The sequence below is a fragment of the Martinezella rhizogenes genome (assembly GCF_007002745.1).
GTDB classification, from domain to species: domain Bacteria; phylum Pseudomonadota; class Alphaproteobacteria; order Rhizobiales; family Rhizobiaceae; genus Agrobacterium; species Agrobacterium cucumeris.
This window is the reverse complement of sequence record NZ_SGNY01000018.1, coordinates 1-9,143: the sequence shown is the minus strand read 5'-3', so window position 1 is coordinate 9,143 and position 9,143 is coordinate 1. Positions and strand designations below refer to the sequence as shown.

Annotated in this window: 10 protein-coding genes; all 10 read left to right on the top strand. The window is 57.1% G+C overall.

Going from position 1 to position 9,143, the window contains the following annotated elements:
* Positions 1–862 precede the first annotated feature (862 nt).
* The 10 genes from EXN68_RS27215 to EXN68_RS27170 all read left to right on the top strand — a co-directional run bounded on the left by EXN68_RS27215 (position 863) and on the right by EXN68_RS27170 (position 9,107).
* Complete coding sequence (locus EXN68_RS27215; RefSeq protein WP_142843689.1) at positions 863–1,288, top strand: hypothetical protein; 426 nt, start codon at positions 863–865, stop codon at positions 1,286–1,288.
* Positions 1,281–1,967, top strand: coding sequence for a MerR family transcriptional regulator (locus EXN68_RS27210; protein WP_142843688.1), 687 nt, complete (start codon positions 1,281–1,283; stop codon positions 1,965–1,967). The genes EXN68_RS27215 and EXN68_RS27210 overlap by 8 nt, the downstream gene beginning before the upstream one ends.
* 105 nt (positions 1,968–2,072) lie before the next feature.
* Positions 2,073–2,639 (top strand): MerR family transcriptional regulator, encoded by a 567-nt coding sequence (locus tag EXN68_RS27205; RefSeq protein ID WP_142843687.1) that lies wholly within the window; start codon positions 2,073–2,075, stop codon positions 2,637–2,639.
* A gap of 76 nt (positions 2,640–2,715) precedes the next feature.
* Entirely contained in the window at positions 2,716–2,979 is a 264-nt protein-coding gene (locus EXN68_RS27200) for a hypothetical protein (RefSeq protein ID WP_142843686.1), read from the top strand.
* 572 nt (positions 2,980–3,551) lie between these two features.
* Complete coding sequence (locus tag EXN68_RS27195) at positions 3,552–4,067, top strand: hypothetical protein (RefSeq protein ID WP_142843685.1); 516 nt, start codon at positions 3,552–3,554, stop codon at positions 4,065–4,067.
* A gap of 133 nt (positions 4,068–4,200) precedes the next feature.
* Complete coding sequence (locus EXN68_RS27190; RefSeq protein ID WP_237681513.1) at positions 4,201–6,291, top strand: phage tail tape measure protein; 2,091 nt, start codon at positions 4,201–4,203, stop codon at positions 6,289–6,291.
* Positions 6,288–6,884, top strand: a complete 597-nt coding sequence (locus tag EXN68_RS27185) for a hypothetical protein (protein WP_142843683.1) — start codon at positions 6,288–6,290, stop codon at positions 6,882–6,884. Before EXN68_RS27190 ends, EXN68_RS27185 begins: the two co-directional genes overlap by 4 nt.
* Entirely contained in the window at positions 6,881–7,768 is an 888-nt protein-coding gene (locus EXN68_RS27180) for a Mu-like prophage major head subunit gpT family protein (protein WP_142843682.1), read from the top strand. Before EXN68_RS27185 ends, EXN68_RS27180 begins: the two co-directional genes overlap by 4 nt.
* Before the next feature lie 11 nt (positions 7,769–7,779).
* The gene (locus EXN68_RS27175) at positions 7,780–8,721 is read left to right on the top strand and encodes a phage protease (RefSeq protein ID WP_142843681.1); all 942 of its coding nucleotides are present in this window, start codon (positions 7,780–7,782) and stop codon (positions 8,719–8,721) included.
* A complete protein-coding gene (locus EXN68_RS27170; RefSeq protein WP_142843680.1) occupies positions 8,718–9,107 on the top strand; it encodes a hypothetical protein in 390 nt (129 codons plus the stop codon). The genes EXN68_RS27175 and EXN68_RS27170 overlap by 4 nt, the downstream gene beginning before the upstream one ends.
* The last annotated feature ends 36 nt before the right edge of the window (positions 9,108–9,143 follow it).

Genomic DNA, 9,143 nt, shown 5'->3' with positions numbered 1-9,143 from the left:
GTGTAACCCGCAATATCAGATGGCAGGACGAGCCTTTTTCCGGGATTAGCTGGGAATATCCTGTATCCTGCGGTTAGAGCCTTGTTTCCATGATAGTTTTCTGGATCGGCTGAGAGCAGAGACAGCGCTCAAGAAAGAGCCTCGCTGCAAGATCAAATGGCAGGACAACCGGTTTTACGGGCGGTTGGATGCCAGAATTATAGCGTTGGATGGTCAAAATGTCATCGCCCAAGGAAAAAAACTTATAAGCGCTTATTAAGATTGAGAAAATCCGCCGACATCAGCATCAAGGTCGGGATGAAACTGGTTTGCAATCACCGGATGATGGGACTGAAAGTCTGACGAGCGGTCAGACTTTCTTTCGCCCACGGACAAAGTTTTCAGCCTACCGGGAATCTATTTCTATTTAACTGATTCTATTGATAAATATCACAGATGACGATCACCAGAAAGCGCAACCGGACTTTCGCCCGAACTCTGACTATAGGCAACCTATAAGTGTTCAAACAGTGTTGCAACGGATTTGATATGAAAATTCCCCTTGGCAGGCGGCGAAAATCAGCGTAATCAAATCGCCAGAGCTTCAAAACTCTTTGCTGGTGGTACGCGCCACCATGGCCGGTGCGAACGATGAAATCCGATTTGGCGTAGCCATGCGGTATTCCCCTTTCAATCTTGCCCGAACGGCGCACAATATCTGGCATCCGCCGGAAGCGGTCGCATTATTTGTGGCCGGGAGAGCGTGGCGTATGTCCAAGGCGAAAGCCCAAAGGTCATGCTGCCGTCCAGCACGGTTTTGAACTCCCGGCTGCTGCGCCGACCGCAGCTTTGATGTGCCTTCAAAAGCACGCTGGAGCCAGATATGAACAACGCACTTTACGCCCTAGAAGGGTCTATTTCTGCTATCCGCGCCTTCAATGATCTTCTTGCCGCAGCAACGTATCAAGGCGATCCGCTGAACGACATCAGCGGAGGGATTCATGTTCTTTTGGGCGCGCAGGTCGATGCACTCGCTGCCGCTGAAACAGCTTTGCGAGGCGAGATCACAGACCTGAAAAAGCAGGTGGAAAAGTTTAGTGCAGAGTCTGCACCTAACTCTACAGAGAGCGACCGCGCTCGCGAACTTCGGCAGAGCTTCATTCAGGAAAAAACTAAAGAGGGTTATGAGTCTTGCGATATCGCGCAGGCTCTGAACCTTAAAAAATCGACTGTTGAGCGGGTCATAGCTCAGTTGCGCGGGAAGAGCGGAGAACCTGCACAAGGCGTAAGGAAAGCTGGAAATGCGTGAACAACCGTTGTCTGAGGGAGCGAACTGGAAAACCGCGCAGCAGTTTGCCGCTTTAAACCTTCGAGGTCTGCCGCGTTCGAAGAGGGGTATGACCCTGTTCCTGAGGCGTGAAGGTGTTAATGCCATCGAGCGGTTGATGCGCAAACGACAAGCCACAGGCGGGGGCTTTGAGTATCACTATATGGCATTGCCGCCCGAAGCCATCGTTGACTACGAAACGCGGTTTTCGTTGGTGCCACCTGCGTTAGATGCCGTCGCACTGCGCGGCGGCAAACTCCGGGGTGGTGTAAGTGTAATCGAGACAGCGGAGGGCGGGAAACTCTTTGCCTTCATCCGGCGCACGCATCTTATCCAGCCAGACGCCAAAGCCGCCGCCATTCGGCGGCTGTGTATCGATGAATTTGGAGAAAAGATTATCGCGCTGGCGGTAGAGAGCAGAGCCGTTGCGCAGGTCGAGATGCCGCCTTTGTCAGCATTCCAGCGGATACTGACGGACGTTCGATCATATTACGCGCTTGGCGCAACCACGCGCCGCGCCGGATTTGACCGCGTTTTTGATCGATTTGCCCGCGCCAAGCTGTGCGTTGCGCTTGGTGAAAGCGAGGTTCTCAAACTGGAAGAGCAAATTCGAGCCCTCACCGATCCCAAGCCTCCGGTTAAACCCAAGCTGGCCAGATAGGTCTGTTTCATAAAATCGCCAATGAGCATCCCGGCACCTTTCAGGTCCGGGCCGCTCTCCTATGCGTCAACGCGCCGTCAGAGCGCACATAAAACAGGTTTGTAGATGAGTGAGTTTTATTTGACGATCCCGGTTCCGGTCGAGGAGTTTTCGTACATGGAACGGCGTCTCAAGTATCTTGAGGCGATGCTTGTTCGCGTCGTGCGGGACAAGCGCAATATTCAGGAATGGTTCGCAGCGCCGGAACTGGCGGCGAAGCGGTTGAACGGTTTGCCGACCACGCCGGAGGCCGTATCGAGGAAGGCCCGCAAAGAGGGCTGGCGGTATCGCAGGGCGAAATTTCGCAACACGTTTTTCAATTCTTACCATGTGACCAGCTTGCCTGCCCGTGCTTTTGACGATTTACTGTCACGCATTCTTGCCATGCCGGGAATTGATGTTGTGGTTCCAGTGCTGCCAGACCTTCCTGATATGCCCGCGCCGGACAAACCGGAAGCGGAGAACACTGCACCGCCGTGGGTGCTGCCGTTGATGCGCATTCTCAAGACGGAAGCGGCGGGCGATATCGCGGAAGCTTGGAGCCTGTTGCCGGAAAGACTGCCTCCCGGCATTCCCATGCCGACCGTCGAGGAAGCCGCAAGTATGCTTGTCGATCTCGGCCTTGCCGGTTGAGCGTACAAGTATAGCCAGCAACAGCGAATCGGCCCATGAATAACGGGCCGATTTTTGTTTGAGTGAGGAGCGCGGCATGTCTGGCAGTGATTTTGAGCAGTTCGTGAAAGAGACCCTTGGCTATCTGCCGGAAGAAACCCGCGTCATGATACGGATCGCGGAGAACATTCATTCAGACCTTCGAAACGTTATCCGCCAGACGCCGATAGCCGATGATACAGACGGCCTGCTTGTACTCTCCCGGTTAAGCCCGGAGAAACAGAAAGAGCTTGCAGCACGCATCAAGGGCGGTTTTGACCCGCAGCAGGCGGTGGAACTGGCGAGTAGGGGCGAGCTCTAGTGAAAGAAGCGCGGCAGGGGGGACCGGTTCCGGGCCTTTACCCGGCTCCCTCCAAGGGCCATCTAGGGCTACGGACTTCTCTGCCGCGCTCACTCTGAATTTAGGTATGCGAGACAACGCCTGCAATCGGCCCGATCTGCGCCGATTGACAAGGGTCACCAGCCTTGGTGAAATCACGCGTGTACGTGAGAGGGGCAGCGATGCACCCGAACGAAACAAACCGGCTTCGAAATTGAAGCCTGATTGAAGGCCGTAGAAGCGTTTTTTGGGGTCCTCCCTCGCCATCGGCCATCATGGAACGAAAACGCGCTGTAGGGCCTTCTATCGTCGCCGCGCACGTTCCACGACTTCTCATCTTTTCAAAATAATCGCGTCCGGGCTGACACCGTTCAGCCCGCCGCCAATTGTCAGCCCTGCTAGCAAGATCGTGCAGGGCTTTTCCGTTTGACCTGCCTGAGGCCACGCTCCTGAGGGCCTTTGTGGCGAAGGAGTTTTGAGCCTCCTTTGTCTGACGGCGGCGGGTGAGACGCCACCCGCCGCCGCTCTACGTTCGAAGCAAAGGCAGGTTGACGATGACTGACGAAATTCTGACGGCGCGTGTCGCTGTCCCGCAATCCAAGACTGACCCGGACGCCGTGCGCTTCGAGGAAATCCCCCTCCCGCCCCGCGACATGTGGGAGGGCATGGGCATTCCCGCGCCGATCGATAAGACGCTTCCTCCTGTCGCCACCGAACCGGCAATTTCAAAGCGCCCCCGCAAGGCTCTGCGCTTCACCGCTGGCGAGTTCTCCAAGATCGTACCTTTGCAGTTCCCTTTCGAGGATGACGAGCTCGGCGCGGTTTCGCAGCTCACAGTTTCCCGCCTGACAGTTGGCGAGGTGGGCGAGCTTCTCGACCAGCGCACCGGCGGCGAAGTGGACAACTTCGATATTTACGCCCGCATGACCGGCATGCCCGCTGAGGTTTTGCGCGGCCTGATGGACGTTGACGGCGAGGAGGTCACGCGAGTCTGCTTCGATTTTTTGCCCCCAATGTTCCGGGGCGCAACGAGCGATCCATCGTTGCCGCCGACGAATGGCGAGACGTGATCGCGCTGATGAGCCTCATTTACCGAACGCCTTTGCCGTCGATGCTTGCCATGCCTTGGGATGAAGCCCTGCGCTGGTGGCCATCGATGTCCGAGGCATGGAAGCATGTGAAAGGAGCACCGTCTTGAGCGACATGGATGTATCGATGCGGCTCCGGCTGGTTAACCAGCTATCCAAGCCTGCCAATGAAGCCGAAAAAGACCTGAAAGAACTGCGCGCTGCCGCCGAACGGTTGGGCCAGACGAAAAGCGGCGCGCTTTCAGGCAACCTCGAAAAAATCGGCAAGTCTGCGACCGGCGCGGAAAGGGATGTCAAGGAACTGCGCGCTGCCGCCGAGCGCTTGGGCCAGACCAAGAACGGCGCGCTTGCTGGCAATCTGGAAAAGGTCGGCAAGTCCGCAATGGAGGCAAAGGTTCGCATCGGCGCTGTCGGGCGCGAGGCGGACGAACTGCGCCAGAAACTCGGCACAGTCGGCAACGGCTCCTTTGACGGCCTGAAGGCCGATGCCCGCGAGGCCGAACAGGCGATAAATCGCGTCGGCGCGGCTGCAAGCGAAATGAGACAGAGGCTTCACAGTGCGCGGGGCGTTGCGTCTGGAAAGGCGACTGGCGGGCCTTTGCGTGTTCCGGGGAGTGGCGGCGGCAGTGCGGGTTCCGTTGCAGGGGGCATTCTCGACCAGTTGAATGTACCTTTGGCGCTTGGCACGGGCGCGGCCTATATGTCCGGTGGCCTTGCCGGTGTGGGTGTTGTCGGTGCTGGCGTTGCGATTGACGCAGCGGCGGCCGATGAGCAGCGAAGCGACTTTCTGCGCATCACTGGCGGCTACGGCGAGGTGGATCAGAAGCGGATCGACGCGATGTTGGCGCGGATCGGCGCGAGGCGCGGCATCGGCAATCAGGCCGCGCAGACCGTCTTCGGCAGTTTGCAGGCTGGCGGTCTGCCAAGTTCCGAGGCGGCGGCGATGACGGATAATGCCGTCAAGTTTGCGACAGCCACTGAGTCCGTGCCGGAAGCAGCGGCTAATCTTACCGTGGCGCTCCGCCAGAACATGGGCATCCAGTCCGACCAGATGCCCGCTGCCTACGATGCTGTCGTTATGGGCGGCAATGCCGGTAAGTTCGAAGTCAAGGACATGTCGCGGAACTTCCCTGCCATCCTTTCGCGCCTCGCTGCGCGTGGATCGAAAGGTATGGAGGGTGTGCGCATGGCGGCGGCTTTCGCACAGTCGGTTGTCGAGCGCAGTGGGTCTCCTGATGAAGCATCGACGTCATTGGAGGCCATGCTTTCCGACATGGTTTCACCGACCGTTCGCGAGCGGGCATCGAAAGTCGGTGTTGACATCTTGGGCGAGAAGCGAGACGCAGAAGCCAAGGGTAAAGACCCTGTTATGGCGATCCTGAAGCGGCTGCGCGCTGCCGTTGGTGACGACGAAGAGAAATTCTCGGACACGCTCGGCGGCAACGATACCGCCGCCGTGGCCTACCGCGCTATCTTCGATGATATGGAAAAAATCGAAAAGCTGATGGCCGAAATGGAGAACTCGAAAGGGGTTCTTGACGAAAAATACGAGGTCGGCACGGGCAACCTCAATTTCCAGAAACAGCGCCTTCTGTCCAATGTTTCCCAGCGGATAAAGAATACCGCTGCACCGGCTCTTTCCCCGCTGACGCGTATTGCCAAGGATGCTTCCGATGCCCTTGAACGGGGAGAAGATGCAGCCGAGCGTCAGCGCACCATTGACGCTATCGTGGGCCATCTTCCCAAACAGCCGAAGGCCACGGAACAGGACAGACCGCCAGCATGGAAGCGGTTGCTATTCGGCTCTGCGGCTGAACCGGGTTTTGACCTCAAGAGGCAGCTTGGCATTGACCTGCGCCCCTCAGCGGAAGCGGCCATGGACGGCTACAACGCCGGTCTGACAGAGGGGGGAGAGCAGGCAAAGAGCGAGGCAAAGTCGATTGCGGACGAACTGCGCGCCATTCTCGGCATTACCGTTACGCCAACGATTTCCCCCGTGATTGCCCCGGCATCGCCAGCGCCTGGCACTACCAGCGCGCCGGAAAAGCACTCCTCTCTGCAACAGTCCAGCAACGTCCGCCTGACGCAAAACATCGTGTCGCCAAACCCCAAGTTGGCAGCCGTCAAGGCACGCCGCGAACAGGCCCGCGCCATCGAACAGGCGCGCTCCCGCTCCTTCTACGATCTTGGTCCGAGGCTCGCATGACGAAAAAGAAACTGATTACGATTGGCGACGACGACGATGATCAGACCCTTTTTGAGATGATCCGGGACGTTGCCGGTGATGATGTCGCGGACCATCTCATACAGGTTGCAGGCGGGACGCGGATTTACCTCCCGAGGGTTGGCAATCTCACTCCCCAATCTGAACTCGCGCGTTTCGTCGGCTTCGACGTGGCAATGGCGATTTCGCGGGCTTGTGCGATTGGTACGAGCCGTCAGTTCATTTTTGTTCCGCTGGCGAAGGCGGGCATCGCTGAGAGCGTGAGAGGCAGGATAGAAGAACTGTTGCGTAAGGACGGATTGACGCGCCGTGACGTGTCGTTGTTGACCGGGGTCCACCTTCGCTCAGTAGACCGCCGCATCGCTGCGATGAAAGCACGCGGGGAAAAACTAGGCCGATGGGATGCGTCACGTCCGAACAATTTCATTTACGCTGAGGTCAAGGGTGCAAGCATCGTGCGCCAACTCCTCTTGGAAGGCCACTCGCCTTCGCTTCTCCGCGACATCATGAAAATACCACCTGACGTCATCCTGACGATCCGGGCCGAACTTCTCAGACAAGGAAAACTGAAATGATCATCAATGACGCTAATATCGGACTGGTCTTTAAGGGCTTTCAAACCGTCTATAACGAAAGCTTCGACGGCACCGTAAGCCATAAGGATACGCTGGCTATGACGGTGACCAGCAACACCGCCGAGGAGCAATATGGCTGGTTCGGTCAGTTCCCGAAACTGCGGGAATGGATCGGTGACCGTCAGGTCAAAAAGCTGAAGTCTCACGGCTTCACGATCCGCAACCGAAAGTTTGAATCCACCGTTTCCGTACCGCGAGATGACATCTCTGATGACCGCGTCGGCATCTATAAGCCGATGTTTCAGGAGATGGGCCGGACAGCGAAACAGCACCCCGACACGCTGATTTTCGACCTTCTGGACAACGGCTTTGAAGTCGAGTGCTACGATGGTCAGAACTTCTTTGATACCGATCATCCGCACCTGCCAGACGAGATCGGAGAGCCGGTCTCCGTATCGAACATGCAGACCGGTGAAAGTGAACCTTGGTATCTTTTGGACCTGTCACGTGGCGTTAAACCCATCGTCTGGCAGGACCGGGAAAAGTACGATTTCCAGACGGTCACCAGCGACAAAGACACCAAGGTCTTTCTTTCGGATGAATACATTTACGGTGTCCGTGCCCGCGTGAATTGCGGCTTTGGTCTGTGGCAGTTGGCGTTCGGTTCCAAGGCCGAACTGAACTCTGCAAACCTGCGCGCCGCCTATACCGCCATGGGCAAGTTTACGGGCGACAAGGGCCTGAAGCTTGGCATCGCGCCGACACATATCGTCGTCGGCAGCGACAACTTCTTCAAGGCCCGGGATATCCTTCTGTCCACGACGATTGACGGCACCAGCAACACCAACGCCAATCTTCTCCAGATCATCAAGTCCAGCGTCTGAGGCCGTCAGCCATGCATGAGAGTATCGTAACCGATATAGCCCTTTTTGCTTCCGACCTTGATGGCGACAAAGCGCCGGATTGGGTCCAGATTGCTCCGCGTGGGTCGTTTACGGCCCGCGATGATCGCAAGTTCAATATCAATCCGGAGGTTCTTGTCGAGCGTTTTAAGGCGGACGGAATCTTCCTGCCGATCGATATCGACCACGCGACCGTCAAGCGCGCTGCCACAGGTGAAAACGCCCCCGCAGTGGGTTGGATCGAAGAATTGCAGGCTCGTGACGGTGGCCTGTGGGGCCGCGTATCGTGGCTGAAGGAGGGCATTCGCACCCTCGCTGAAAAGACCCACCGCTATATCTCTCCGTCGCTAAAAATTGGAGATAATGGCATTGCGGTCTGGCTTCATTCCGCCGCGCTCGTCGCGGCACCCGCACTCTCCATGCCCGCCGTCGCATCGGCGGATGTCTCCCGGAAAGAAAAGGAAAATACGGTGGACCCGAAGATTTTAGAAGCGCTCGGCGTCAAGCCCGACGCCAGCAATGAAGATATCATTGCAAGTATCGCAGCCCTTGCCGCCAAGGCGGAAGGAACCAATGCGATGATTATGGGGCTTGCCAGCGTCACGAAGACGCTTTCCGGAGAGGTCGTCAAAGCCCGCGACAAACGGATTGAAGCGCGTGTGGAACATGCGATAGCGACCGGATCGGCAACACCCGCGCTTCGCGACTTCTGCATCACGCTTGCCAATACCGATGAATCGTTGCTGGAAGAGTTTTGCGCCAAGATCGGGACGCCGTTCGCTTATCTGCGAAAGCCAATAATCACACCCGAGATCGAGGAACGCAGCCGCGAACTGGACGCCCTTGCCTCCACAGGCCGCTCGCTCACTGTAAGCGCAGACGGCCACAAGATCGCGCAGGCGCTCGGCATCGACCCCAAGAAGCTTGAAGTATGAGCCGCAGGCATCGGAACCTCAGTGAGGACGAGCAAGCAGCACCATCCGATGCAGCTTGCTCCGTCTGCCGTTCCTGTGCGCCTGAATTTGTCACAATCCCCCTTGCCGATTACATTCGGCTGAACGATGAGAGCCGCCAGTTGGCGGAATGGCATCTTAACAATCGCCAACTCATCAAACCCTCGCGGTCCCTGATTACCCGTGATCCTGAGGTTGCTGTTTTCTTGGCGAACGGCTTTGGATTAAAGTCCGTTGCAAGGCTCCTTAAAGAGTGCAAAAAGAAGTTCGGCGCGGCCCGAACTCCGTCCCAAAATTCGGCCTACCGATATTGGGAATCGATCCGCATAAATGAGCGCTCCAAGCGCAACAAAATTGTTGCCAAGTGATCTTGCATTTCCTGCCAGCCGATTTTGCGCGCTACA

What these genes read in the sequence shown, in the direction of transcription:
- EXN68_RS27170 (WP_142843680.1), top strand. Translation starts at nt 8,718, where the DNA reads ATGAGCCGCAGGCATCGGAACCTCAGTGAGGACGAGCAAGCAGCACCA.
- EXN68_RS27190 (WP_237681513.1), top strand. Translation starts at nt 4,201, where the DNA reads ATGGATGTATCGATGCGGCTCCGGCTGGTTAACCAGCTATCCAAGCCT.
- EXN68_RS27185 (WP_142843683.1), top strand. Translation starts at nt 6,288, where the DNA reads ATGACGAAAAAGAAACTGATTACGATTGGCGACGACGACGATGATCAG.
- EXN68_RS27195 (WP_142843685.1), top strand. Translation starts at nt 3,552, where the DNA reads ATGACTGACGAAATTCTGACGGCGCGTGTCGCTGTCCCGCAATCCAAG.
- EXN68_RS27205 (WP_142843687.1), top strand. Translation starts at nt 2,073, where the DNA reads ATGAGTGAGTTTTATTTGACGATCCCGGTTCCGGTCGAGGAGTTTTCG.
- EXN68_RS27175 (WP_142843681.1), top strand. Translation starts at nt 7,780, where the DNA reads ATGCATGAGAGTATCGTAACCGATATAGCCCTTTTTGCTTCCGACCTT.
- EXN68_RS27215 (WP_142843689.1), top strand. Translation starts at nt 863, where the DNA reads ATGAACAACGCACTTTACGCCCTAGAAGGGTCTATTTCTGCTATCCGC.
- EXN68_RS27180 (WP_142843682.1), top strand. Translation starts at nt 6,881, where the DNA reads ATGATCATCAATGACGCTAATATCGGACTGGTCTTTAAGGGCTTTCAA.
- EXN68_RS27200 (WP_142843686.1), top strand. Translation starts at nt 2,716, where the DNA reads ATGTCTGGCAGTGATTTTGAGCAGTTCGTGAAAGAGACCCTTGGCTAT.
- EXN68_RS27210 (WP_142843688.1), top strand. Translation starts at nt 1,281, where the DNA reads ATGCGTGAACAACCGTTGTCTGAGGGAGCGAACTGGAAAACCGCGCAG.